Source organism: Pararhizobium sp. IMCC3301 (assembly GCF_030758315.1).
Taxonomy (GTDB): domain Bacteria; phylum Pseudomonadota; class Alphaproteobacteria; order Rhizobiales.
This window is the reverse complement of record NZ_CP132336.1, coordinates 2381159-2407023: the sequence shown is the minus strand read 5'-3', so window position 1 is coordinate 2407023 and position 25865 is coordinate 2381159. Positions and strand designations below refer to the sequence as shown.

Here is a 25865-nt window from a genome sequence, read left to right as displayed (position 1 = left end):
ACCCGAGAATCAGGATCCCCCCGGATGGTTGCGCGTGTCACCACAGTGAGTTTTCAGGGCATTGAGGCCCTGCCAGTGGATGTTCAGGTCCTGCTGGCTCCTGGACTGCCGGCCTTTACCATTGTCGGCTTGCCGGACAAGGCGGTTGCGGAAAGCCGGGAACGGGTGCGCGGCGCTCTGCATGCCTCGGGCCTGTCATTGCCACCGCGCCGCATCACCGTCAATCTGGCACCGGCGGATCTGCCCAAGGAAGGCAGCCATTACGATCTGCCGATCGCCCTTGGACTAATGGCCGCAATCGGGGCGCTTCCGGGAGAGTTTCTCAGCCGATTTGTGGTGCTGGGAGAGCTGGCGCTGGATGGCAGCATTGCCGCCGTCACTGGCGCGCTGCCGGCTGCCATTGCCGCAAATGCCATGCAAAAGGGTCTGATCTGTCCTGCCTCCAGCGGTCCGGAAGCTGCCTGGGCGGGCACCGATCTGGAGGTTCTCGCCCCGGAAAACCTGCTTCAGCTTGCCAATCATTTCAAGGGCACACAGGTGCTGTCCAACCCGGAGCCGGCGATTCACGCTGCCGCCGGGAACCTGCCTGATCTGGCTGACATCAAAGGTCAGGAAACCGCAAGACGGGCCCTGGAAGTGGCCGCCGCCGGTGGGCATAATATGCTGATGGTCGGACCGCCGGGAGCAGGAAAATCAATGCTGGCGGCGAGATTGCCCTCCATCCTGCCACCGCTGGCTCCCCGGGAGCTTCTGGAAGTTTCGATGATCGCGTCGATTGCGGGAACCCTGTCATCGGGCGGCCTGTCAGACCGGCGCCCGTTTCGCGAGCCGCACCATTCCGCCTCGATGGCGGCGATGGTCGGAGGCGGCATAAGGGCACGACCTGGCGAGGTGTCGCTGGCCCATCATGGTATTCTGTTTCTCGACGAATTACCCGAATTTGCGCCGCAGGTGCTGGACAGTCTGCGCCAGCCTCTGGAAAAGGGCGAAACTTCGATTGCCCGTGTCAATTACCGCCTGACCTATCCATCGCGGTTTCAGCTGATTGCTGCGATGAACCCGTGCAAATGCGGGCGCGCCGGGGAACCAGGATATAAATGTGCCAGAGGCCCACGCTGCGCCAGCGACTATCAGGCCCGCATTTCCGGCCCGTTTCTGGATCGCATCGACATCCGTATCGCTGTCCCGGCTGTCACGGCAAGTGACCTGATAGCGCCAAAACCCAGCGAGCCAAGCAAGGCGGTGGCAGAGCGGGTCGCCAGCGTGCGGCGGTTACAGGCAGAGCGGTTCAGCGCCCTTGGCCACCCGAATATCCGCAGTATTTCCGAAGCGCCGGCCGATCTTATCAGCGTGGTTGCGCAGCCCGATGCGGCTGGTCTGGCTCTGCTAAAGGATGCCGCTGAAGCGATGCATCTCAGTGCCAGAGGTTATCACCGTGTTCTGAAAATCGCGCGAACACTGGCCGATCTGGAAGGCGCGGACCAACCCGGCCGGGTGCATCTGGCAGAAGCCCTGAGCTATCGCATGATGGGGGATGCCGGAAGGGCAGTGGCGTAATCCAGAAGCGTTAGGGCAAAGGATGGCGGAAGGGACCCCGGGAATGTTCAGGGACCGAGGAATTGTGCTTCTTGCAATTGGGCAGACCCTGGCATGGGCCGGTCTGTACTATTCATTTCCTGCGATGCTTTTGCGTTGGGAGCGCGAACTGGGCTGGTCCAAGCCTGATCTCATGGCTGCAATAACCATGGCAGTCCTGATTTCAGGGCTCGTGTCACCACTTGCGGGTCATTTCATTGATCGCGGTCGTGGACCTTCATTAATGGCGCTTTCAGCGATTTTGGGGGGAGTTGCTCTTGTATTTCTATCGATGGTGTCCACACTTTGGCAGTTCTATGCGATATGGGCCATTATCGGTCTGGCAATGTCCGGATGCCTCTACGAACCCTGCTTTGCGCTTGTTACTCGCGCACGTGGAGCTGACGCGAAACGCAGTATCATCTTCATCACGCTCATAGCCGGATTCGCCAGCACCATCAGTTTCCCCCTCGTTTACACGCTGGCAGAAGCGTATGGCTGGCGAACAACCGTGGTCTGTTTCGGACTTCTGGTGATACTGATTGTATCTCCGCTGCTTTGGCTGGGAGCCCGGCAGATCGAATTTGCAAGGGACATCGATCCCGCTCGATCAACGGCGGGAACAGATGCTTCCGAGGCGTTTTTGAAACGACCGGCATTCTGGTTTCTTGCAGTCGGCTTCAGCTTTGTCGCAATTGTGCACGGAGCAACACTGCACCATCTGCTCCCAATCCTGAACGAGTATGGTCTTTCCAGCGAAATAGCGGTGTTGGCTGCTTCATTCATTGGTCCCATGCAGATTGCAGGACGACTGGCGATGATGGCAGCAGACAAATACACGTCCAATCACAGCATCGCAGTTGCGGCCTTTATGCTGATGGGTGCAGCTGTGTTGTTACTGATGCTAAGCGGCAGTTCGCCTGCATTTCTGTCGACTTCAATCATACTGTTTGGTGGCGCATATGGCACTGTGAGTATTCTTCGACCATTGATTGCCCGCGAAATTCTTGGCTCACAAAACTTTGGTGCGAAATCCGGTGCATTGGCGCTTCCGTATTTGGCCGGGTCTGCGTTTGCACCCTTTTTGGGTGCCCTCATTTGGGAAATTGGGGGATATGACACGCTCTTGAGCTTGCTGGCCGGACTGGCGATTATCGGGTGCGCGATGTATGTTGTTTCCTATCGGCTGGCGGCCCGCACGTAGAGAAATTCTCGGTCAGCGTTTAGCTGATGCCCACAATTCAGGAGTTTACCCATGATCTGAGATGCCGGATGGGCAATGGCGTGAAGCGAAGGTCCGGCTGTGCTGAACTTGCGGGACGTGTCGACCGCGCCGGTGTCATCTGTTGGTCAAATACCGGTTATAAAGCGTTTTGTGCGCAGGCGAATCACGCTTATATGCCGAACAGCGGGTTTGCAAACAGGTCCCGTCTCCAACAGGTGGTAGGACTCAAGGGGAGTAATGCTTGTGATGCGAACGGGGTTGGGCACACCGATATCGGCCTGGCAGCGGTTGCGATCCGCCTCATGGGCGCGTGGCCCCGGTTTTCTGTCCTCTCTGCCAGTGAGCCCGGTGCTGGGCCCGATGCCGATTGGCGGCCGGATCGGCAATCTGGAAGTGCGGCTGGCCGCAACGCCAGTTGAATTGCGCAAGACGCAGGCGTTGCGCTACCAGGTTTTTTACCGGGAAATGGACGCGGTTGCTGACGCCAGAACCCGCTTTTGGCGCCGCGATGAAGACCGTTTCGACCGGATCTGCGACCACCTTCTGGTGCTCGATCATGGAAATCTGAACCGCCGCAAACAGCCCCGAATTGTGGGAACCTACCGCCTGCTGCGACAGGAGGTTGCCGATGCGCATGGCGGCTTCTACAGCGCCGGCGAATATGACATCGAGCCACTTTTGAAGCTTCATTCCCACCGTAAATTTCTCGAGCTGGGCCGGTCCTGCGTATTGCCAGATTATCGCAACAGCCGCACGGTTGAATTGCTGTGGCATGGTATCTGGTCCTACGTCCTGGCGCACAATATTGATGTGCTGTTTGGCTGTGCCTCTTTTGCCGGTACAGAACCGGACGACAATGCTGTCGCACTGTCATTCCTGCATCACCATGCAGCAGCGGCGCCGCAGTGGAGGGTGAAGGCGCTGCCGGCGCGGTATACCGCTATGAATCGCTTGCCGAGGGACGAGGTTCCGGTGAAAGCGGCGCTGCGCAATTTGCCGTCGCTGATAAAGGGATATTTGCGTGTCGGCGCGAAGATCGGCGACGGCGCAGTGCTGGATTTCCAATTCGGCACAACCGACGTTCTGATTATTCTGCCGGTTTCCGAGATTGATGAGCGTTATATCCGGCATTATGGTGCAGATGCGGCCAGATATGCAGTGTGATCCAGATACGCTTTGTGATGATGACGCGGGACAAACCAGCTTCAACCGGCTAGAAAGTGCTTTCCGTCCTTCACAGGTTGTCAGAATCCGATATGGCTGAATTGCCGCCCGCAAGACGTAACCGCATGCAGACGCCAGATATTATGGGCTTGCAGAGTGACGGCCGGGCCGGGGCGGCTTTCGCAACAGATCCCCTGATCCCAGCCCAGTCAGCGCTGGATATCCGGCCCGTGCTGCTGGTGATCGGCATTCTGACCGCGATTCTGGGCGTCACCATGATGGCCCCTGCCATTGTCGATGCGGCGCTCGGCAATGCGGACTGGCGCAGCTTCTCTGTAGCGTCTTTGATAACCACCCTGTTCGGACTGGGATTGTGGCTGGCGACGCGCGGAACCGTGCGCGGTCTGGGCACGCGCCAGGCCTTCATGATGACCGTATCCGCCTGGCTTGTGCTGACAACGTTCGGGGCCCTGCCAATCTATCTGTCCGGCGTGGTGCCGAGCTTCACCGACGCCTTCTTTGAAGCCATGTCAGGATTGACGACCACTGGCGCGACGGTGATTACGCATCTGGAGGCGACGCCGCCTGGCATTCTGTTCTGGCGAGCTATTCTGCAATGGCTTGGCGGGCTCGGAATCATCGTCATGGCGGTCGCCATTCTGCCGATGTTGCAGATCGGCGGCATGCAGATATTCAAGGCGGAAGCATTTGATTCCACAGATGCAATCCTGCCGCGGGTAACACAGATCTCCGGTGCAATGAGCATGATCTACATTAGCCTGACCGTATTGTGCACCTTTGCCTATTTCATTGCCGGAATGAGTTTATCCGACGCGTTGTTTCACGCCATGACAACTGTCGCCACGGGCGGGTTTTCCACCAAGGACACGTCGCTGGCCTTTTTCGACAGCGCGCTGATTGATACAATCGCAATGGTGTTCATGATTGCGGGCAGCCTGCCCTTTCTGCTTTGGGTACAGGTGTTTCAGGGCCGGCTCAAACCAATCTGGACGGACCAGCAGGTGCGGGCTTTTTTCGGCATTCTGCTGATGTTCATTCTTGCCATCTGGGCCTATGAGAGCTGGAATGAAGCCCATTTCGGGCTGGATGGCCTGCGTTATGGCGCTTTCAATGTGATTTCGATCATGACCGGAACCGGCTACGCCAATGATGATTACGGTGCATGGGGACCATTTTCGGTGGCCCTGTTCTTTGTCATCACCTTTATCGGCGGTTGCGCCGGATCAACATCCTGCGGCCTGAAAGTGTTCCGCGTTCAGGTGCTGTTCATGGATTTAAAACAGCATCTCAATCGTCTGGCCTTTCCCAATGGCATTTTCATCCGCCGCTTCAACGGGCGACCGATCCCGGGCAGCGTCTCGCAATCGGTGATGGCGTTTTTCTTTCTCTATCTTTTGAGTTTTGCAGTGTTGGCGGTGTTGCTGTCGCTGACTGGTCTGGACACGCTGACCGCCATGTCAGGAGCCGCCACCTCGCTGTCAAATGTTGGTCCGGGACTTGGAGAAATCATCGGACCGTCCGGCAATTTTGCGCCATTGAGCGATACCGCCAAATGGCTGCTGATCCTGGGTATGCTGGTGGGACGGCTAGAGTTCTTTACGATACTGGTGCTTATTCTGCCGCGCTTCTGGCGCTCATAGGACTGCCATATATGGTCCGGCGCAGCCGGGTGAAATCCTCGCCGACACCAATCAGGGCGGGCACCAGAAACAGAACCAGCAGGGTGGCGAAGGCCAGGCCGAACACCATGGTAATTGCCATTGGCATCAGGAACTGGGCCTGAAGACTGGTTTCAAACAACAATGGCGCAAGGCCGCCAATGGTACTGAGCGATGTCAGCAACACTGCCCGCAGCCTGTCGCGACTCGCCCCTGTGGCAGCGGCGCGCGGGACATCACCATCGGCGAGGCGTTCCTCCAGCCGGCTGACCAGAATGATCGAATCATTGACCAGAATGCCCGACAGGCCGAGCAGGCCGATGACCGACAGGACCGTCAGGTCAAAGCCAAGCAGCCAGTGCCCGAACACCGTGCCGACAAAGCCGAAGGGGATAATCATCATCACCACAAGCGGCCTTGTATAGCTGGCAAAGACCCAGGCAAGAATGATGTAAATCACCAGCATCGCTGCGGCCGTGCCAAGGCGCAATTCGCTGAAGGATCTGTCCTGCTCTTCAGCCCGGCCGGACAATTTGTAATCCACTCCGTAGCGCGTGGCGATGGCCTCCAGGCCATCGGTTTCAAGCTGTTCCAGAATGGCATTGGCGTTGGTCACCTGGTCATCGACATCAGCTGTTATCGATATGGTGGTGCGGCCATCGCGCCGCTGGATGGCGGCAAAGCCCTGGCGCTCCGACAGGCTGACCACTTCAGTGATCGGCACATAACGCCCGTCAGGCGCGCGCAGATCCAGCTCGCGCAAGGCGGCAGTGCCTTCCAGAGCACGCTTTTCACTGATGCGAATGGCGATTTCCTCGTCCCCATTGGAAAACCGTCGTGCAATGGTGCCTTCAAACGCATTGCGCAACTGTTCGCCAACCCGGTCAACGGTAAAGCCAAGCGAGGCTCCTCTGTCTTTCAGACGCATCACCAGTTCCGGCTTGCCATATGGCAGATCATCTTCGGCGCCACTGACACCGGGAAATGAATTTATCAGGACAATCAGCTCTGCCGCGGCGGTTTTCAGAATTGTGGGATCGCTGCCTTTCAGCCGCACGTCGATATCCCGTCCGGGCGGGCCGCCGCGGTGCCGCGCAACAGCAAAGCGTTTCAGCCCGGGCATATCGGGAACTGCCGCGCGCCATTCGGAAATAATTTCAGACGTCCGGATATCGCGATCCTCCGACGCTGTCAGCTGGACGCGAAAGCTCGCGACATTATCGCCGCGACTGCGCCCTGAACTTCCCAATGTCAGGAAGCTTGAGCGGATCAACGCGCCGGGTTCAGCCAGCGATGCTTCCACTGAAAACAGAGCCTGTTCCAGTATTCGGAGACGTTGCAGTGCTTCTATTTGTGTAATGCCGGCGTTGAATTCCACTCCGGCACCGATTGATTCCGCCTCAGGCGACGGGAAAAATGTGAAGCTGACCCGGCCGGACTGGACAAAGGCCAGCGCGATAATCATCGCTGCAATTGTGAAGGCGACGGTGATGTAACGCCCGGCATAGGCAGCCTCTGCCAGCGCGGCAAAGGGGCCGTCGCGAAACCGGTTGAAGCCATCGTCAAAGGCTGCGCGTGTGCGCGCGCCCAACCCGGCGCGTCCGGAGGCATGGGGCTTTGCAAGCTGATAGACTACAGCTTCAATCACAACCGCAATTAACAGGCTGATCGCGGAGAAAACACCGGCCAGCGCCAGCGTTGGCCAGGCTTCAATGATAGCCTGCAGCTTTCCGGCTGTCCCCGGCAGTGGCAGCGTATTGGCCACCGTCAGCAACGACAGCAGGGACAGCGCAATGAAAATCATCCGCCAGTGGGACCAACGCCGCTGACCGGCCCGCGTCATGGCGTGTGCCAGATGACCCGGCAAGATGAGAAAACACTCAATCAGACTGGCAATCAGAACCGCAATGACGACCAGAGGCAGGACCCCCATAAAGGCTCCGATCGTGCCGCCGAGCAACAGGATCGGTGCAAAGGCTGCGATGGTTGTAAGCGCCGCCGCCATGACAGGCATCATCATGCGACCAGCACCATTTTCCGCCGCCATCATCGGCGGTTCGCCGCTCTTGAACCGGGTTTCGGTGTGTTCTGCAACGACAATTGCATCATCGACAATGATGCCGAGCATCATGATCAGGGCAAACAGCGACAGCATATTGATGGTTTCGCCCATCAGATAGAGCGCTCCGATGGTGATAAGCAGGGCAACCGGGATACCTGCTGCCACCCAGAAAGCGGTCCGCGCATTGAGGAATACGAACAGAATGACGAGTACGAGGGCAAGTCCTGTTGCGCCATTTTTCACCAGAAGCATGATGCGGTCATTGAGGCGATCGGAGCGAAGATCATAGAGCTGGAGTTTCAGATTACGCGGTAAAGTCGGCTTCAGTTCGTCCAGATAGGTCTGCAATATAGCGGCGGTTTGCAGCGTGTCCTTGCCGGTTCCGGTCTGGATCGTCATTTCAATGCCGGTTTCACCATTGGCGAGACCGCGCACCTGATCGTCATTGAAGCCCATTCTGACACGGCCGATATCGCCCAGCCGGATGGTCTCGCCATTGGCTGCGGACCGCAGCGGCAGGTCACGCAGCGCCTCGGAGTCAAGATCGCCGGCCACCACCCGCAATTGCCGCTCCACATCACTATCGAGGCTGCCGGAAGGCCGGTCGCGGGTATTGGCCTGAACGGCTGCAGCCACATCCGCGACGGTCAGATCGACGCGCCTCAGGCTGCGTTCATCAAGTTCAATACCAATTTCGGTGTCGCGGAAACCGGAGAAATCAACCTTGTCGATGCCAAGCCCAAGCAGATCGTCCCTGATCCGTCTGGCAAAGACTTTCAGCGAACTTTCCGGAAACGGACCGGAAATTGAAAGCCGGGCCAGAATATCGAAAAACCGCGGCGTCGAGAGTCGGGGCGTTTCCGCCTCATCGGGAAGCGTGGAAATGCCATTCAGTGCCTGTTCCACCTTGTCCTGGGTATCCTGCAGATTTGTGCCGGGCTCCAGTTCAAGCCGGATAGACGCCGCCCCCTCACGGGCATTGGAGCGCATATCCTCAACGCCTTCCAGAAACCGCAAGGCAGGTTCCACATTGGCCAGAATATTTTCGGCAACATCTTCAGCGCTGGCGCCAGGCCAGTTGATGATGACGCTCACTGAATTGACTTCAATTGAGGGAAAGACCTGGGTATTGATCCGGCTGATCGCGGCTATGCCGCCCAGAAGCATCAGAATCATCAACAGATTCGCTGCGTTTTTGTGACGAACAAACAATCCGATCAGACCGCCGCGTTTTCGCGCAAATTCATAGGATGCGCCGATGCGCGGCAAAGGGCTTTTGCGTGCCGGACGGCCCGGTTCGTTTCCAGGGATCTGCGGCTGTTTCATAATCTTGACCCGCCGCCGTGGCCGCCCCGAGGACGACCACCTTCACCTCTGCGGCCGCCCTCGCCCCTGCCGGCACCCTCGCCTCTGCCGGCACCCTCGCCTCTGCCGGCACCCTCGCCTCTGCCGGCACCCTCGCCTCTGCCGCCGCGCTCTGTTTCCGGCGCTGCGCTGCCGGCTTCGCGAACGCGCAGTCCGTCCCCAACCTCGGCGATGCGGGTTGTCAGGACCCTTGCGCCACCGGCCAGATCGGCCGGATCGGCTTGCAGAAGAACATTCGTTCCGGAAAACGTCAGCACCGAAACCGGCACCGAGCGCAGCCGGCCCTCTTCGGCAACATAAATGCGCTGTTCATCATACAATGCGGCTTCGGGAACCCTGATCGCATTGGCGTAAACCTGATCTGGCAGGCTGACCTCAACAAAAGCGCCTGGCCGCAAATCCGTCTCTGCCGGCAATGGGTCAAGGGCAGCAAAAAGAGTGATACCGCCGCGATCCGCAGCAATGGTCGATGCCGTCCGGCTGATCGTTGCCGGGACTGTTTCCTGGCGGGAGCCGACAGTCCACCGCACCTTTATCCGGGTTCCGGGCAGTTGTCCTATTTGTTGACCGGTCTGTTGGCCGTTCTGGTCATCGGCCTGGCGTGTGAGCCGGCCATATTGCCCGTCGGACAGGGTAAAGCGGACCTCAAATGCTGACAGATCGAGCAATTCGGCGACGACCTGGTTTGCGGTGACCATCTGCCCGAGAGTCATCGATTCGGTGTCGATAACTGCATCGGCAGGTGCTTTCAGAACGGTTTGATCGAGGTTGCGTTGTGCCCGTGTGCGCTTCAGCGCGAGCCGGTCCATGGCTGCCTTCTGCTGCGCAAGTTTTGCTTCTTCCACCTTCAGATTCGAGCGGGCGCCATCAAGCGCTGCCCTGATCTGCAGAAGCGCCTGCTGGCGCTGGTCAGCTGTCTGACGGGTTGCCGATCCTTTAGCGACCAAGGCTTGCGCCCGTTCCAGATCCCGTTCAGCCAGTTCCAGCTGGGCTTCGGTATTCGTCACATCGGCTTTGACCGCCGACAACCGGGCCTGCGCTTCCAGCAATTTGGCCTCTGAATCGAGAATATCAATATCGGCTTCTGCGAGAGCCGTCTGATACTCAAATGGGTCGATGCTTGCGATTTCTGTACCGGCGCTGAGGACGGAACCGCTGCGAAGCAAAGGATTGACCGAGATCAAAGGGCCGGATAATTCGCTGCGCAGCTCGATAATATTACCGGCAATGATCGTTCCAAAGACTGAAATTTCGGGCTGAAAGTTGCCGCGTTCCAGCGCAATTGTCTCCACCGTAAAAACCTGTTCACGCACCGGGCGCTGCATCGGGGCGGCTTTTTCGGTCAGCATCTGCAGCATGATCAGCGCGGCGCCAAATACGATGGCGATTGCAATGATGCCCTGCAGGAGCAGAAACACCGGTCTGATCCGCTTTTTGCCGGAAAGTTCGGACGGGCCGCTATCTGCAGGCCCAACCATAGGTGTTCTCTCGGCACCGGGTCTGGCCAACTCCTTTGCCAGTTCCTTTGAAGGTCTGTCCGCATGCTGGTCCGGCAGTTCGGTATCCATCAAGGCCATCTCCGTTTCTGCTGTCCTGCGACACGCCGGGAACATTGCTGCACAGGATCAAGTCCGGACATTGGGACCGGAGCCAGACGCCTAGACGAAGGATCAGGCGATTATTTGACGCATTCGCGTGAGAATGCAAAATGAAATTCCGGTCATCTGCAGAGAAACGTGTAACGGATTGTCGCAGTATTCGGCCAGTGAGGACGAATTTTGCCGCTATGTCCGGCCGGTTCGCGGCGTCCGCCGGGTGCGGGGCTGATAGATCGACCAGAGCGATTCCACAGCAAAAGTCGCTACATATACAGCGTGAGCGGCACGCTCATCATCACTCAAACGCGGCGGCAAGGGGTCTGGTCTTGGCTTCGGATGCCAGAGATTGCCATCTTCATCAAGGCCCTCTTCGGGATTGGCTGCATTCAGTCCAAGGTCCGCCTGTGCGCCACCAAGCAGTTCAAGATAGACCTTCGCCAACAATTCGGCGTCAAGCAGAGCGCCGTGGAAAGTGCGGTGGTTGTTGTTAACGCCGAAACGGGTGCACAGCGCATCGAGCGAATTAGGACCGGCCGGATTTTTGCGCCGTGCCAGCACCAGCGTATCGACGACCCGTTCATCGGGATAGGCTGACTGGCCGATCGCCGCCAGTTCGGTGTTGACGAAGCCCATGTCGAAACTGGCATTGTGGGCCACCAGAATGCCATCCTCACCGACAAATTCCATAAAACCGGCGGCAATATCGGCAAACACCGGTTTGTCTTTGAGACTGTCCCAGGACAGGCCATGAACATCAAAAGCGCCGGGGCTGACCTCGCGCTCGGGGTTGATATACTGGTGATAGGTCTTTCCCGTGGGAAACCGGTTGACCAGTTCCACGCAGCCAATCTCGATCAGCTTGTCGCCCTTGCGGGCGTCTAGCCCTGTGGTCTCCGTATCAAAGACTATTTCGCGCATGGCTGGTTCACTCCGACAGGATCAAGCCATATCTGCTTCGCGAACCTGTTGTCCAGTGGAGGCGATTGTTTCACGTGAATCATTTGCGCAACTGGCTCAAAATGTCGAGAACCTGGCGCTTTGCATCCTTCAGACCCTTGTCGGTGGATACAATGAAATCCGCTCTGGCGCGCTTTTCCGCATCGCTCATCTGCCGGGACAGGAGCTGGTCGAACCGCGCCTTGGTCATGCCTTTGCGTGCCAGAACCCTGGTCTGCTGGACCCTTGCCGGTGCGCTGACCACCACCGTCTTGTCACACACCTCATCGCCATTGCTTTCAAACAGAAGGGGGATATCGAGAACGACGAATTCTGTGCCCTGGCTCTTGTGCTGCGCGATGAAATCAAGCTCCGCCTGGCGCACCAGAGGGTGAATGATTGCTTCCAGATCGGACAAAGCCTGCTGATCGCCGACAACAAGGCGGGCCAATGCCTCCCGATCAATCGTTGCGTCCCGGAGCGCATCGGGAAATCTGGCAGCGACCGGCGAAACGGCAGGTCCGGAATACAGCTCATGCACTGCTGCGTCGGCATCGAATACCGCAGCGCCTTCCTGCCGGAACAGCTCCGCCGTTGTTGATTTACCCATGCCGATGGAGCCGGTCAGACCGAGCACAGTTGTGCCACCCTGCCGGCCCGGCCCGGCAGGGGGATTTGACTGAGGCCCGGTTTTGAGATCGTTCATAGATCCTGCAGCATATGGCGGTGCAATGCCTCTGTGACCTGCGGGCGAATGCCAAACCATCTTTCAAAGCCGGGCACGGCCTGATGCAGCAACATACCCAGTCCGTCTACTGTGCGGTTGCCCCGGCCTTGTGCAGCTGACAGCAATCCGGTCTGCAGAGGTGTGTAGACGATATCGGTCACGACCGCGCTGACCGGAAGCCGGGTGAGTGAAATCTCTAGCTCATCCTGACCCACCATACCAAGGCTGGTTGCGTTGACCAGCAGATCCGTGTGGACCAGAGCGGCCTCGGCATCCGCAAGTGTCAACGGCAGAAGTCGGCAATTCTGCTGTTCTGCGGCTGCGGCAAAATGCCCGACCAGCTTTTCGGCTCGCGACAGTGTGCGATTGGCGAGGACGATTTCAGTGAAGCCGCGGCTGATCAGACCAAACACAATTGCTCGTGCAGCGCCGCCGGCGCCCAGCACGACGGCTTTGCGGCTGATATCCGCGGGACGCCGATCCCATTGCGGCACTGCGGCGTCCAGATTGGCGAGAAATCCGTATGTGTCGGTGTTGCTGACATGGAGTGCGCCATGTTCGGACCAGAAGGTGTTTGCCGCACCCAGAATTCGCGCGGTCGCATCAGCCTTGTCGGCCAGCGCCAGCAAAGCCTCCTTGTGGGGAATGGTTGCATTGCCGCCGCAATAACCTGCTGCGTCCTGCTTCACCGACAGCAGAAAATCCGGCAGTCCGTCGGGCGCAATTGATTCGGCTGCGTAACATCCATCAATGCCATATTGGTCGAGCCAATAGGTATGCAACTGCGGTGAACGGGAGTGGGTGATGGGAAACCCGATCACGCAGGCTCGTATGTCAGGAGACCCGGTCATCGATTCGGAGCCGCAACACTCATGATATCAGGATTTTCTCGGACCGCAGCCAGGCCAGCAAGGGCAGAAGCGGCAATCCGAGAATGGTGAAATAATCACCATCTATGCTGTCGAACAATTGTGAGCCGGGACCTTCCAGCTGATACCCTCCGACACTGTCGAGCGAATCCGGGCGGGTTGCTGCGACATATCGGCCAACAAATTCGGGCGTTAATATGCGCATTGTCATATGGGCCTGGGAAGTATGCTGCCAGACCGTCTCGCCATTATACACAACCACCAGCGCGGCGCTGAGAGTATGCGTCCTGCCGCTGAGCCACAGCAGTTTCTTGCGCAGGTCCTGATCATCCTCGGCTTTGTGAATAATCCGACCCTCGCAAGTCAGGGTCTGATCTGCGCCTATGATGTGGGTATCAGCGAATTGGGGCGCGACATTAGCAGCTTTGGCCTGAGCCAGGATCAGAGCAAGATCCTCGCCTTCAAGGTCGCTTCCGACGGCGGCCTCGACACTGCGCTCGTCGATATCGGCCTCGGCTGTTGTTATTTTCAGACCGGCAGCGCGCAACAGGCCCGCGCGCGCCGGGCTTTTGGAGGCGAGGACAAGAGGGGCGTGCTGAAATTCCCCATAAGTGGTTGTCATGGTGTTTCCTGTCTTGTCTTGTGGGTGTTGTACAGCGTCAGAATTGCGGCGGCGGTTTCCTCGATCGATCGCCTCGTGACATCGATAATCGGCCAGCCACGGCGGGCACACAGCCGGCGCGTCAGGGCAATTTCTTCGGCCACTGCGTGTTTGTCGATATAGGCTGTGTCCTTCGTATCCGCATTGATCGACAAAAGTCGGTGCTGGCGAATCTGCACGATCCGGTCGGGACTGGCAATCAGTCCGACTATGAACGCGGTTGACATCTTGTCGAGGGCATCAGGCAGCGGAACGTCGGGAACGAGCGGAATATTGGCCGCCTTGATGCCGCGATTTGCCAGATAAATCGAGGTTGGTGTCTTCGATGTGCGGCTGATTCCCAGAAGGATGACGTCAGCTTCATGAAGCTCGTTGCTGAGCTGGCCATCATCATGGGACAAGGTGAAGTTCAGAGCATCGATGCGGCGGAAATACTCGGTATCAAGCGCATGTTGCGCCCCTGCCCGCTTGGCTGATTTGGCTCCGAGATAGGTCTGAAACAAGCTTAGAATCGGGTCCAGAACCGACAGCGCCGGAACGCCGAGCTCGCGGCAGCTCTCCTCCAGCATGGCTGCGTGTTCCGGCTCGATCAGAGTATACAGGACGATGCCCGGTGCGGTTTCGATTTCGGCTACCACCTTCGTGATATCTTTTTCGCTGCGCACCATAGTGTAGATATGCTCCCGCGCCTGGGCGGAATCATATTGCGCGGCAGCCGCACGGCCGACATTGATCAAAGTTTCACCGGTGGCGTCCGAGACCAGGTGCAGATGGAAGAAGGTGGATTTTTTCACGTAAGATATCCACAAACTGTGGGCGAACCCTGTTGACGAATCATGAATGAGTTTTGGAGAAGTCCTGGCGAAATGTCCAGCGGCGCAGCTTGTTGCCGATGGTTAATAATAGATTAACAAATTGTGCTCTGTGTAAAATTCCCGGTTTCACCGGATGAAGTGCGGGGATAAAGAGTTGTGCAGGTTTGTCCAACTTTATTCCACAATTTATTCGATTTGAAGTGGCGGTTAAGGTTTTGTTAATGATTGTGAAATTTGATCTCCTCAGTGTTCGGGGAATTCAGGCTGGGGTTATAGCCGCTTTGAAAGATGAGATAATTTCAGGTAAGAGCCGGGAAAAGTGTGAGTGTCATTGAATCCCCGTTACTCACAGACAAATAATATAAACAATAAGAAATTAAGACTTTATTAGGGAATTTTTGGGGAATGAAACGATCAGCGCCTGTGCTAGACAGAACGCTGTCGCAAGTCGGAAATTCAAACCTTTGCCACTGCCCCGGTGGCCTATCGGATCATCTATGAACAAGTGCCTGCTGCAGGTTTTACAAAGTGGCCCTGAAGACGATGCGCTTTGGCCGCCTCCGATCTGGATGATGCGTCAGGCTGGACGATATCTGCCTGAATACAGGAAGACCAGAGCGGAAGCGGGTTCATTTCTGGATTTGTGCTATTCGCCGAAATTTGCCAAAGAAGTCACGCTGCAGCCGATCCGCAGGTTTGGGTTTGACGGCGCAATCCTGTTTTCCGACATTCTGGTTGTGCCGGATGCGTTGGGCCGCAAAGTCAGTTTTGAAAGTGGTGTCGGGCCGCGGCTGGATCCGATCAATCCTGGAGAAATTGTAGCGCTTAGCCTGAATGGGGCTTTGGATCACCTGCAACCGGTTTTGCAGGCGGTCAGTGATATTCGCGCTGCGTTGCCGGCAGAGACCACATTGCTTGGTTTCTGCGGTGCGCCCTGGACGGTTGCGACATATATGGTGGCTGGGCGGGGGACGTCGGATCAGGCTCCGACACGGGTTTTTGTTCATAAATACAGGGCGGAGTTTCGTGATCTGATTGAAGTGCTGACCGCGATGTCGATTGAGTATCTGTCGGCACAGATTGAGGCCGGCGCAGATGCGGTTCAGGTGTTTGACAGCTGGTCGGGGATTCTTGGAGAAGCTGATTTTATCGAGTTTTGCCTTGAGCCAATGAAACAGATTGTTGCCGGTGTGAAAGCACGTCATCCCGGCACGCCCGTGATTGGGTTTCCGAAGGGCGCTTCTCTGCATTATGAGCGTTACGTGAGGGAGACCGGGATTGATTGTGTCGGGCTTGACTGGACCTATCCGATGGCATTGGCGAAACAGCAGTTGAGTTCCAGTGTGGTTTTGCAGGGTAACCTTGATCCGACCCGGCTGGTGGCTGGAGGTACCGCCCTGCATGAGGGGATCAGCGATATTCTGGACGCTGCCAAAGGTGCGCGGTTTGTGTTCAATCTGGGACATGGTATTACCCCGGAAACCCCGGTGGATCACGTATCAGCGATGATTGAACAGGTTCGTGCGGGTTAGGAATTTCAGATGTATTTGTGGCTGAAGGCTTTCCATATTTTAGCGGTGATCTCGTGGATGGCGACATTGCTCTACCTGCCACGGTTGATGGTGTATCATTGTTCAGCGGCGGCCGGGAGTGAGCAATCGGAAACCTTCAAGATCATGCAACGGCGGTTGTTACGCGGAATCGGGACGCCGGCGATGCTTGTCAGCTGGGCGTTGGGGCTCTATCTGATTGGGGCTGGCGGCTATCTGGGTGACGGTACCTATTGGCTGCATGGCAAGTTGCTGCTGGTGATCCTGATGAGCGCAGTGCATTTTCGGCTGGCGTGGCATGTGAAGCAGTTTGCTTCCGATCAGAACCGGCACTCTGAGCGTTATTTCCGCATTATCAATGAAGTTCCTGCGGTGATAATGGTTGGGATTGTCATCCTTGTGGTGGTCAAGCCGTTTTAGGTTGCGGGCTGTTTTACGGGCTGTTTTAAATGGGCTGAATTTGCATGAAATTCAAAAAGCTCTTGTGAATCGGCGGATTTATCGCTATTTCAGGAAAAACCCACCTTTGGCCCGATTAGGGGCGCTTTCACAAACGTAACAGAATGTTCATCCGCACGCATGGCTCTTGAACACAAAAGCGACTTAATCAACTGAAACAGGCTTGGTGCCAGATGTGGCATGGTTGTTTGGTTCGCTGGGCTCGTTTGCAACTTTCACAACAGATTTATTAACCGATTAATGCGCGAGCGCCGCGCAAGGATTTGAACACACAAATGGCCGAGATGAAACTCTCCGATCTGAAACTGACCAGCCCCACTGAATTGCTGCTGATGGCAGAGCGGCATGATATCGAGAACGCCAGCACGATGCGCAAGCAGGAGCTGATGTTTGCGATTTTAAAGCAACTGGCTGAGGAAGAAGTCGAAATCATAGGCGAAGGCGTTGTGGAATTGCTGCAGGATGGTTTCGGCTTTTTGCGCTCGCCACAGTCGAATTACCTGCCTGGTCCTGATGATATCTATATTTCGCCTTCACAGATTCGCCGATTTTCGCTGCGCACCGGGGATACGGTTGAAGGGCATATCAGAAGCCCCAAAGATGGTGAGCGTTATTTCGCGCTGCTGCGCGTCAATACAATCAATTTTGCTGATCCGGATCAGGCGCGCCACAAGACCCATTTTGATAATCTGACGCCGCTTTATCCCGATGAAAGATTTCGGATGGAGATCAATGATCCGACACGCAAGGATCTGTCTGGTCGGGTGATTGATCTGGTGGCTCCGCTGGGCAAGGGTCAGCGTGCTCTTATCGTGGCACCGCCACGCACCGGTAAGACTGTGCTGCTGCAGAACATTGCCAATTCAATCGCCGCCAATCATCCGGAATGCTATCTCATTGTATTGTTGATCGATGAGCGGCCGGAAGAAGTGACGGACATGCAGCGCTCAGTTGATGGCGAAGTAATTTCATCGACCTTTGATGAACCGGCGACACGCCACGTTCAGGTTGCGGAGATGGTAATTGAAAAGGCCAAGCGTCTGGTCGAACACGGCCGCGATGTCGTGATCCTGCTGGATTCGATCACGCGCCTGGGCCGGGCCTATAATACGGTGGTGCCGAGTTCCGGCAAGGTCCTGACTGGGGGTGTCGATGCCAATGCGCTGCAAAGGCCGAAGCGTTTCTTTGGCGCGGCTCGTAATATCGAAGAGGGTGGCTCGCTGAGCATTATTGCGACGGCTTTGATTGATACCGGTAGCCGTATGGACGAAGTGATCTTTGAGGAATTCAAAGGCACCGGCAACTCGGAACTGGTGCTGGATCGAAAAGTTGCTGACAAGCGGACCTTCCCGTCGATGGATATTCTGAAATCCGGCACGCGGAAAGAAGATCTGCTGATGGGTAAAGCCGAGCTGCAGAAAGTGTTTGTACTGCGCCGTATCCTGTCTTCCATGGGGACAGTTGACGCAATTGAGTTCCTCCTCGATAAGCTGAAACAGACAAAATCCAATGAAGATTTCTTTGATTCCATGAATACTTGATTGGATACAAGGGCGAGCCGGATTCGATTCGTCCCCGTAACTATGTCAATCCGGTCAGGATTTTTGACATTCAGGCATTGTGATGGCTGATACCGCATTGTTCCGAGATACGATTTTTGCCCTGGCCAGTGGCGCTACGCCAAGTGGCGTGGCGGTTGTGCGCATCAGTGGCCGTGATGCTGCATCCGCGCTTGAAGTGTTTCACGTGAAACAAACTGTGCCGCGGCGGGCGCACTTGACCGTCCTCAGCAACAGCGACGGCGATCCCATAGATCAGGCGCTGGTCTTCTGGTTTCCTGGACCCGCCAGTTTCACCGGTGAAGATGTGGTAGAGTTCCATCTTCATGGCAGCGCTGCAGTCCTGAATGCCGTATTTCAGCAATTGGGTACCTTGCGCAATTGGCGGATGGCAGAACCGGGGGAATTTGCCCGCCGGGCGTTTGAAAATGGCAAGATGGATCTGACCGAGATCGAAGGCCTTGGTGATCTGCTCGCAGCACAGACGGAAAGCCAGCGCCGCCAAGCCCTGAGTCAGTATTCCGGTAGTCTGCGCACGCTGTATGATAGCTGGCGGCAGTCCCTGTTGATCCTTCGCGCTTCTGTCGAGGCAGATTTTGACTTTTCCGATGAAGAAGACGTACCAGGTTCCGTCGCGGAATACGTCTCTGAAGATGCGCTGTCACTGGCGCGGCAGATCGAACAGCATCTGAATGATGGCCGGCGCGGCGAAATCATCCGTAATGGATTGCGGGTGGTTCTCATTGGTCTACCTAATGCCGGAAAGAGCAGTCTGTTGAATGCCCTTGCACAAAAGGATGTTGCCATTGTTACCGAGATTCCAGGGACTACACGGGACGTTTTAACGGTGTCGCTCAATCTCGGGGATCAACTGGTCATCCTTTCGGATACGGCTGGGCTGCGGGAAAGCGAGGATACAATTGAACAGGAAGGCATGCGGCGCGCGGAAGAAGCTGCACGTCAAGCGGATCTGGTTCTGTCGCTCTGCCCGGCTGATCAACCGGGGTCTCATGTCGTATTTGACCCGGAGAGTGACACTAATTTTCCACCTGTTCTGAAGGTGCGGACCAAATATGATTTGATCGATACGGCGCGGACAGGTGGAACCTTTGAGGTTGAAGCGGCTGACGAAATTGGTGTATCGATCAAGGATGGGCGAGGATTGGATGCGCTGATTGCTGCACTTATTCGATTCGGTTCCGTTTCTGATTTGACCAGTGGGGAAAACCGCAACAATCCACTGATCACGCGCACCCGGCACAGGCTGGCTTTGCAAAGTTGCGTGGAGTCGCTGACGCAGGCGGGGGATGACCATCTGCCGCTGGAGATCCGGGTCGAGTATCTGCGAACTGCTTCAGATGCCCTGGGGCAGATCCTTGGCCGGATTGACGTTGAGGATATTCTCGGCCATATCTTTTCTGAATTCTGTATCGGCAAATGATACTGTCGCCAACGGACCGGCCCTGAGACGAAATGTCCGGCCAGGTTTGCTGACACTTGAAGATAATCTTTAGAACGGGACCCGGTCTCGCGGGTAAGTGACAATGCGCTTTGATGTTATCGTAATCGGTGGCGGGCATGCGGGCTGCGAAGCCGCCGCTGCGTCGGCGCGGTTTGGCGCCAAAACGGCGCTGGTCACACATTCGTTTAATACGATCGGGGCAATGTCGTGCAATCCCGCCATCGGCGGGCTTGGCAAGGGACATCTGGTGCGCGAAATTGATGCTCTGGATGGATTGATGGGCCGTGTGGCGGATGAGGCCGGCATTCAGTTCCGTATGCTCAATCAGCGCAAAGGCCCGGCAGTGCAGGGTCCGCGCGCGCAAATTGATCGCGGATTATATAAAAGGGCTATGCAGCGGGAAATCACTGCTCAGGCCGGTCTCAGAGTAATTGAAGCTTCGGCAGAGCAGATCCTGACCGACTCCGCCGGCATCAGCGGCTTGCTGTTGGACACTGGCGAAACGCTGCACTGCGCTGCTCTGGTGATCACTACGGGAACGTTTCTGCGTGGCTTGATCCATATGGGAAATGAGCGCGTTGAGGCCGGGCGCGTTGGCGAGGCACCTTCCATCGGCCTGGCGCAATCCTTTCTGGCCCACGGCTTCAAACTTGGCCGCCTGAAAACCGGGACACCTCCGCGATTGGATGGCCGGACCATTGACTGGGGGCAGCTGCAGCAGCAGCCCGGCGATGAAACACCAGTGCCGTTTTCGTTTATGAATGATGAGATCACAACGCCGCAGGTAACCTGCCATCTCACACGGACAACTCCGGAAACCCATAAGATTATCGCTGATAATCTGTTGAAATCGGCGATGTATTCCGGACAGATCTCAGGGGTTGGCCCGCGTTATTGCCCGTCGATCGAGGACAAGATTGTGCGCTTTGCCGAGCGGGATCACCATCAGATCTTTCTGGAACCGGAAGGTCTCACCGATCATACGATCTATCCCAATGGCATCTCTACCAGCCTGCCTCGTGACGTCCAGGATCTATTTGTTCGCAGCATTCCCGGGCTTGAGCAGGTCAATATTTTGCAATCTGGTTATGCAATTGAATATGACCATGTTGACCCGCGTGAGTTAAAGCCGACACTGGAAACCATCGCACTGCCCGGTCTTTATCTGGCTGGGCAGATCAACGGCACCACCGGCTATGAGGAAGCTGGCGGCCAGGGACTGATTGCCGGACTGAATGCAGCGCGGAAAGCCGGGGACGCGAGCGAAATCATTTTCGACCGGTCGGAAGCCTATCTGGGTGTCATGTGTGATGATCTGACAACACGGGGTGTGACCGAACCTTATCGGATGTTCACATCGCGCGCTGAATACCGCTTGTCGTTGCGGGCAGACAACGCCGATCTCCGCCTCACGGAGAAAGGTTATGCCTGCGGGATTGTGGGCGATGGGCGTTGGCGCCGTTACAGTGCCTGGCAGTCAGAGTTTGCCACAACCGTGGCACATGCCCAATCTATCGACGTGCTGCCGTCTGCTCTGGCAAGAGCCGGAATCAAGATCAACCAGGATGGGCGGCGCCGGGATTTGTTTGGGTTGCTGTCTTATCCGACTGTATCACTGGAATCACTGATCGACTTCTGGCCGCAGATTGCGGGATTTAGCCCAAGATTAAAACAACAGCTGGAAACAGAAGCAAAATATGCGGTTTATCTGGATCGGCAGAAGGCTGATATTCACGCTTTCAGACGGGATGAACAAATTGCCTTACCGATGGATCTTGATTTCAGCCAGTTGCCGGGTATCTCCAATGAGGTCAGTCAGAAACTGACGATTGCGAAACCCGCGACACTGGGACAGGCGTCGCGTATTGAAGGCGTGACACCGGCTGCGCTGACTTTGTTGCTGGCTTATGTCAAACGGCGTGGCACCGCAGCCTGATGTGTTGTGTATGGCGCGCGGGATCGGCAGTGCCGCGTTCCAAATTTCCTGTGGCGGCGAGATACCAGCGATGAACGGCGGCGTGGCAGAGCGTGAAGCTTTCCAGCAGTTTTATGATGTTCAACCGGATGTCATGGCCCGGCTCGAGCGTTATGCAGCTTTGCTGATCGAATGGCAGCGGGCAAAGAATCTTGTTTCTGGCTCGACCCTGGACGGGCTCTGGAAGCGCCATATTTCTGATTGTTATCAATTACTGCAATACGCTCCTGTCAACGCCCACTGGCTTGATATTGGCAGCGGAGCCGGTCTGCCAGGTGCAGTGGTGTTGCTGGGACGCCCTTTGTCGGGGCAAGAACTGCCGGTGGGATCAGTGACAATGATCGAAGCCAATGGCCGCAAATGTGCCTTCCTGCGGGCTGTTTCACGTGAAACAGCCCGACCGGCTATCATCATAAATAATCGAATCGAGTCCGTACCGATTTCGCATCTGCCTCATGTTCCCGATATCATCACTGCCAGGGCGCTGGCGCCCTTGCCAAAACTGTGTGATTTGATGGCTCCGCTGATGGGACCAAAAACATGTGCACTTGTCCACAAGGGACAAGATTTTGCGTCTGAAATTGAAAAAGCATCTAAATATTGGGATTTCGATGTGATACAACACCAAAGTCAACTGGATGAGAGCAGTGTGATTCTTGCCATTTCGAACCTGCAAATTCGCAGGTGAACGACTGCCTGGCTTGATGCAGCTGACGTAAATTTGCTTCTACTTTGGGTGAAATAATCGTGTTGATGGACCAAAAAACCACACAAGACGGCGCAGACAGGCCGGTTGCGGATCTGACTGCGGCGCGGCCAAGGGTTCTTGCTCTGGCGAATCAGAAGGGTGGTGTCGGCAAAACCACCACCGCCATCAATCTGGGCACAGCCTTGGCAGCGATTGGCGAGCGTGTGCTGATTGTCGATCTGGACCCCCAGGGCAATGCCAGCACCGGCCTTGGAATTGACCGCAAAACCCGGCAATGCTCAACCTATCACGTGCTGTGCGGCGATGCCGTCATGAGCGAGGCGGCGATGCCGACGTCAGTGCCGCGTCTTGACGTTGCGCCCTCGACGCTCGATCTGCTCGGGCTTGAGCTGGAGATTGCGCAAATGCCGGACCGGACCCACCGGCTGCGCAGCGCGATTGACGGTCTGAATTTGGAACCGGGCGCGACAGGCGAGGCCTATACCTATGTGCTTGTTGATTGTCCGCCATCGCTCAATCTGCTGACCATCAACGCGATGACGGCCGCCGATGCCATCTTGGTACCATTGCAGTGCGAATTTTTTGCCCTGGAAGGTTTGAGCCAGCTGCTGTCCACCGTGGAGCAGGTGCGCCGCACCCTCAATCCCAAATTGTCGATTCACGGTGTGGTCCTGACCATGGTGGATGACCGCAACAATCTGTCTCACCAGGTGGCAGAAGATGTCCGCGCCCATATGGGGAACAAGGTTTACAATACGGTTATTCCGCGCAATGTCCGTGTTTCCGAAGCGCCATCCTATGGCAAGCCGGTGCTGCTGTATGATCTGAAATGCCGCGGCAGTCAGGCCTATATGAAACTGGCCTCGGAAATCATCCAACGAGAGCGCACCCTTCGTGCGGCCTAAAAGCAAAAGAGCCCTTATCATGGCAGACGATATTTCCAGAAAGCGCCTTGGCCGCGGCCTTGCGGCCCTGCTGGGGGATGTGGACACAGATGCAGAAGCGGTCGAACGGGCCCGGTCGCAACGCCGCGTTCCAATTGAATTCGTCACGCCCAATCCAAATAATCCCAGACGCAGTTTTGCAGCGGACGATCTGGAAGATCTGACTCGATCCGTGCGTGAAAAGGGCATTGTGCAGCCGATCCTGGTGCGCCCGCAGCCGGGTCAGCCGATCAGCGAGAACCGCTATGAGATCATTGCTGGCGAGCGCCGGTGGCGGGCTGCGCAACAAGCCGGCCTTCATGAAATACCTGTTTTAATTCAAGCGGTTAGTGATAAGGAAGCGCTTGAACTCGCCATTGTGGAAAACGTCCAGCGGGCTGACCTCAACCCGATCGAAGAGGCTCGCGGCTATCAGCAATTGCTCGACGGGTTTGACTATACCCAGCAGGATCTTGCCAGTGTTATCGGCAAGAGCCGCAGCCATGTTGCCAACACATTGCGGCTGCTGAAGCTGCCCGATCATGTGCAGCAATTGCTGCAGGCGGGTGATCTCACCGCTGGTCATGCTAAAATTCTGGTGACAGCGGACGATCCGGCTGCCCTTGCGGCGCAAATCGTTGAGGGCCATATGAGTGTCCGCGCTGCGGAAACTCTGGCGCGCACCGCCGGTGGTGGTTCTGCTTCCGGTGCAACCAGGTCTGCGGCAGCCTCGTCCGTCAAGGATGCTGACACACAGGCGCTGGAGAACAGCTTGTCAGAAGTCCTCGGGCTGGTGGTTGATCTCAGACACAAGCCAAATGGCGGCGGCGAGTTGCGCGTTAAATACAAGACGCTGGACCAACTCGACTTTATCACCGCCAGACTGAGGCAATAGACGCCAATCCGGCTCTGCCGGAAACGTCCGCGGAACAGGCGATCCAGTACTGCGCTTGAAGCCTGCCGGGAAAAATCAGGGCAGCAGCACGGCGCCAGCCCGCTGATCTGCGATTCCGATTCTATGGTCTTGTTCTTACGGCAAAATACCACCATATTACTGGAGAGTTTTAACCGGGGTTGCTCATCCCATCTCTTAATTTGTTTCTAAGAGGAAATAATGGCTGAAATTAATCGTCGTACAATTGGGCAAGCCGGCGTCCAAACCCAAGCTGGCATTGATGAAGGCCTGCGCGCCTACATGCTTAAGGTCTATAACTACATGGCCATCGGCCTTGCGCTGACGGGTGTTGCTGCCCTGCTGTTTGCCAATATGGCAACAACAGGTGATGCGGGCTCGGCTGCCGCACAATTGCCAAATGGCAAAATGCTCACCGATTTCGGTGTGACCCTGTTTACCTCGCCATTGCGCTGGGTTGTGATGCTGGCTCCTCTGGGGTTGGTATTCTTCCTGTCGTTCCGCGTTCATACAATGAGTGTCGGTGCTGCGCAGATGACCTTCTGGGCCTATGCTGCGCTGGTTGGTGTGTCGCTGTCGTCGATTTTTGTGATCTACACACCAGAAAGCATCACGCAGGTATTCTTCGTGACGTCTGCCTCTTTCCTGGGTCTCAGCCTCTATGGCTACACGACCAAAAAGGATCTGTCGGGCTGGGGATCGTTCCTGATGATGGGCCTGATCGGCATCATCATCGCGGCGGTCGTGAATATTTTCCTTCAGTCAAGTGCGCTCCAATTCGCCATTTCGGTCATTGGTGTGCTGGTGTTTGCAGGGCTTACTGCCTATGACACGCAAAAGATCAAGGAAATGTACAATGTCAATGATGACGGGACCGTTTCCGGTCGCAAGGCTATCATGGGTGCTTTGAGACTGTATCTGGATTTCATCAACATGTTCATCATGCTGCTGCATCTGTTCGGAAATCGCAATTAGCAAGAGATGCCAGTTTAAATATTTCAGGAACGCGGCCCAACCGGCCGCGTTTTTTGATTCGGATACTCTAGGTGTGCTGAACAATGTCCGTTGACCTGTCCGGAGTTCATATCTCACCACCAGATGCGCAGGATCTGCCCTCCATTCAGGCCATCTATGCCGACGCGGTGTTGACCGGAACAGCCACATTTGAGTTGACGCCGCCGGATCTGCCAGAAATGACCCGGCGCTGCCACGCGCTGACCGATCAGGGCTTTCCGTATTTCGTCGCCAGATCAACAGAAGGCCAGGTGTTAGGTTATGCCTATGCCGGACCCTACCGGCCACGCCCGGCCTACCGCTTTACCGTTGAAGATTCCATCTATCTTGCACCCATGGCGCGCGGCCATGGCGTTGGCAAAGCTCTTCTGGCCGCCTTGATTGAGCAGGCCACTGCCAAAGATTTCCGCCAGATGATTGCTGTCATCGGCGACAGCAAGCACAAAGCCTCGATCGCCCTGCATGAAAGGCTTGGCTTTGAACATGCCGGTGTTTTCAGAAATGTCGGCTGGAAACACAATCGCTGGCTCGACAGTGTGCTGATGCAGAGGCCACTGGGTGCGGGCGCGCTGCGCTCGGGAACCATGCCCTGATGGGCCGCCACTGCGCAAAATAATCCAGGACG

The 25865-nt window shown here is 56.4% G+C and carries 21 protein-coding genes; 14 read left to right on the top strand and 7 right to left on the bottom strand.

The window, feature by feature from the left end:
* The first annotated feature begins 24 nt into the window (after positions 1-24).
* The 4 genes from RAL88_RS11650 (at position 25) to RAL88_RS11635 (ending at position 5625) form a co-directional block, all read left to right on the top strand.
* Entirely contained in the window at positions 25-1557 is a 1533-nt protein-coding gene (locus tag RAL88_RS11650; protein WP_306263545.1) for a YifB family Mg chelatase-like AAA ATPase, read from the top strand.
* A gap of 43 nt (positions 1558-1600) precedes the next feature.
* A complete protein-coding gene (locus RAL88_RS11645; protein WP_306263543.1) occupies positions 1601-2779 on the top strand; it encodes an MFS transporter in 1179 nt (392 codons plus the stop codon).
* A 267-nt stretch (positions 2780-3046) separates the two neighbouring features.
* Entirely contained in the window at positions 3047-3964 is a 918-nt protein-coding gene (locus RAL88_RS11640; protein WP_371932090.1) for a GNAT family N-acetyltransferase, read from the top strand.
* Positions 3965-4089: 125 nt separating this feature from the next.
* Positions 4090-5625, top strand: coding sequence for a TrkH family potassium uptake protein (locus RAL88_RS11635; RefSeq protein ID WP_306263540.1), 1536 nt, complete (start codon positions 4090-4092; stop codon positions 5623-5625).
* Here the strand turns inward: RAL88_RS11635 and RAL88_RS11630 are convergent.
* The 7 genes from RAL88_RS11630 to RAL88_RS11600 form a co-directional block, all read right to left on the bottom strand.
* Positions 5597-9031 (bottom strand): efflux RND transporter permease subunit, encoded by a 3435-nt coding sequence (locus RAL88_RS11630; RefSeq protein ID WP_306263538.1) that lies wholly within the window; start codon positions 9029-9031, stop codon positions 5597-5599. The two genes, RAL88_RS11635 and RAL88_RS11630, sit on opposite strands and share 29 nt — an antisense overlap.
* A complete protein-coding gene (locus RAL88_RS11625) occupies positions 9028-10638 on the bottom strand; it encodes an efflux RND transporter periplasmic adaptor subunit (RefSeq protein WP_306269656.1) in 1611 nt (536 codons plus the stop codon). Before RAL88_RS11625 ends, RAL88_RS11630 begins: the two co-directional genes overlap by 4 nt.
* Before the next feature lie 216 nt (positions 10639-10854).
* Positions 10855-11586 carry a DNA polymerase III subunit epsilon gene (dnaQ, locus tag RAL88_RS11620; protein WP_306263537.1) on the bottom strand — a complete coding sequence of 244 codons (732 nt, stop codon included), beginning with the start codon at positions 11584-11586 and terminating at the stop codon, positions 10855-10857.
* Between the two features lie 79 nt (positions 11587-11665).
* Positions 11666-12310 (bottom strand): dephospho-CoA kinase, encoded by a 645-nt coding sequence (gene coaE, locus RAL88_RS11615; RefSeq protein ID WP_306263536.1) that lies wholly within the window; start codon positions 12308-12310, stop codon positions 11666-11668.
* The gene (locus RAL88_RS11610) at positions 12307-13182 is read right to left on the bottom strand and encodes a shikimate dehydrogenase (RefSeq protein WP_306263534.1); all 876 of its coding nucleotides are present in this window, start codon (positions 13180-13182) and stop codon (positions 12307-12309) included. The genes coaE and RAL88_RS11610 overlap by 4 nt, the downstream gene beginning before the upstream one ends.
* Before the next feature lie 19 nt (positions 13183-13201).
* Positions 13202-13822: a Maf family protein gene (locus tag RAL88_RS11605; RefSeq protein WP_306263532.1), complete on the bottom strand. Its 621-nt coding sequence runs from the start codon at positions 13820-13822 to the stop codon at positions 13202-13204.
* Positions 13819-14655 (bottom strand): pyruvate, water dikinase regulatory protein, encoded by an 837-nt coding sequence (locus tag RAL88_RS11600; protein ID WP_306263530.1) that lies wholly within the window; start codon positions 14653-14655, stop codon positions 13819-13821. Before RAL88_RS11600 ends, RAL88_RS11605 begins: the two co-directional genes overlap by 4 nt.
* 518 nt (positions 14656-15173) lie before the next feature.
* On the opposite strand from RAL88_RS11600, the gene hemE reads away from it, so the two are divergent.
* The 10 genes from hemE (at position 15174) to RAL88_RS11550 (ending at position 25833) form a co-directional block, all read left to right on the top strand.
* Positions 15174-16208, top strand: a complete 1035-nt coding sequence (hemE, locus tag RAL88_RS11595; RefSeq protein WP_306263528.1) for a uroporphyrinogen decarboxylase — start codon at positions 15174-15176, stop codon at positions 16206-16208.
* 9 nt (positions 16209-16217) lie between these two features.
* The gene (gene hemJ / locus RAL88_RS11590) at positions 16218-16646 is read left to right on the top strand and encodes a protoporphyrinogen oxidase HemJ (protein WP_306263526.1); all 429 of its coding nucleotides are present in this window, start codon (positions 16218-16220) and stop codon (positions 16644-16646) included.
* A 314-nt stretch (positions 16647-16960) separates the two neighbouring features.
* On the top strand, positions 16961-18226 hold the full coding sequence (gene rho, locus RAL88_RS11585) for a transcription termination factor Rho (RefSeq protein ID WP_306263524.1): 1266 nt from the start codon (positions 16961-16963) through the stop codon (positions 18224-18226).
* Between the two features lie 82 nt (positions 18227-18308).
* On the top strand, positions 18309-19685 hold the full coding sequence (gene mnmE, locus RAL88_RS11580) for a tRNA uridine-5-carboxymethylaminomethyl(34) synthesis GTPase MnmE (RefSeq protein WP_306263521.1): 1377 nt from the start codon (positions 18309-18311) through the stop codon (positions 19683-19685).
* A 103-nt stretch (positions 19686-19788) separates the two neighbouring features.
* Positions 19789-21642 carry a tRNA uridine-5-carboxymethylaminomethyl(34) synthesis enzyme MnmG gene (gene mnmG, locus RAL88_RS11575; protein ID WP_306263519.1) on the top strand — a complete coding sequence of 618 codons (1854 nt, stop codon included), beginning with the start codon at positions 19789-19791 and terminating at the stop codon, positions 21640-21642.
* Positions 21614-22369, top strand: a complete 756-nt coding sequence (rsmG, locus tag RAL88_RS11570; RefSeq protein ID WP_306263517.1) for a 16S rRNA (guanine(527)-N(7))-methyltransferase RsmG — start codon at positions 21614-21616, stop codon at positions 22367-22369. Before mnmG ends, rsmG begins: the two co-directional genes overlap by 29 nt.
* Positions 22370-22434: 65 nt before the next feature.
* Positions 22435-23295 carry a ParA family protein gene (locus tag RAL88_RS11565; RefSeq protein WP_371932089.1) on the top strand — a complete coding sequence of 287 codons (861 nt, stop codon included), beginning with the start codon at positions 22435-22437 and terminating at the stop codon, positions 23293-23295.
* Positions 23296-23314: 19 nt separating this feature from the next.
* Positions 23315-24208: a ParB/RepB/Spo0J family partition protein gene (locus RAL88_RS11560; RefSeq protein ID WP_306263515.1), complete on the top strand. Its 894-nt coding sequence runs from the start codon at positions 23315-23317 to the stop codon at positions 24206-24208.
* A gap of 219 nt (positions 24209-24427) precedes the next feature.
* Positions 24428-25201: a Bax inhibitor-1/YccA family protein gene (locus tag RAL88_RS11555; protein ID WP_306263513.1), complete on the top strand. Its 774-nt coding sequence runs from the start codon at positions 24428-24430 to the stop codon at positions 25199-25201.
* 95 nt (positions 25202-25296) lie between these two features.
* The gene (locus RAL88_RS11550) at positions 25297-25833 is read left to right on the top strand and encodes an N-acetyltransferase family protein (RefSeq protein WP_371932178.1); all 537 of its coding nucleotides are present in this window, start codon (positions 25297-25299) and stop codon (positions 25831-25833) included.
* The last annotated feature ends 32 nt before the right edge of the window (positions 25834-25865 follow it).